The sequence below is a fragment of the Halorubrum sp. SP3 genome, from assembly GCF_005435195.1.
Classification (GTDB): Archaea; Halobacteriota; Halobacteria; order Halobacteriales; family Haloferacaceae; genus Halorubrum; species Halorubrum sodomense.
In genome coordinates this window covers 1-429 of record NZ_SGTU01000403.1, presented here as the reverse complement: position 1 = coordinate 429, position 429 = coordinate 1, and the positions used below count along the sequence as shown (strand labels likewise).

General features: G+C 55.0%; 1 protein-coding gene. It reads right to left on the bottom strand.

The features are described 5' to 3' along the window. Positions 1–219: hypothetical protein (locus tag EXE42_RS17010; protein WP_137707063.1), on the bottom strand; the 219-nt coding region annotated here is incomplete at its 3' end. Positions 220–429 lie beyond the last annotated feature (210 nt).

The window sequence follows — 429 nt, the reverse complement described above, 5'->3', positions numbered from 1 at the left end:
GGGTCTGCTTTTGATGACCGAATCGTTACCGTCTCCGACAGTCTCCATGAGAACCTGAAAAACCGGTTCGGGGACGTTCGGTATCTCGTTAACGTAGCTCCGGTTGGCGGAAATGAGGGCCCGGTTAATGTGGCGGCCACACGGGCCGACTTCAACGAACTTACCCTCGGCGGTCGTGCCACGGTCAGTACGAGATCCGGGGAGGAGGAGTTCCGCCATCTGCGAGTCCACGACACCGAACCGCGAAATCAAGCGATATCTGAAAGTAATGTTAGATCCTTCGATCTCGAGTCAGCAATCGATTCCAACTGAGTAATTGCTGCCTGTATTGACTACTCACCGCCATTCGCTGACTTCCCACTACGTGTTGGCTCTGCGCTCTGTAGTCACCCGAGAGCTGAGGCCATGTCGCCGTTTGAGGATCTCAAC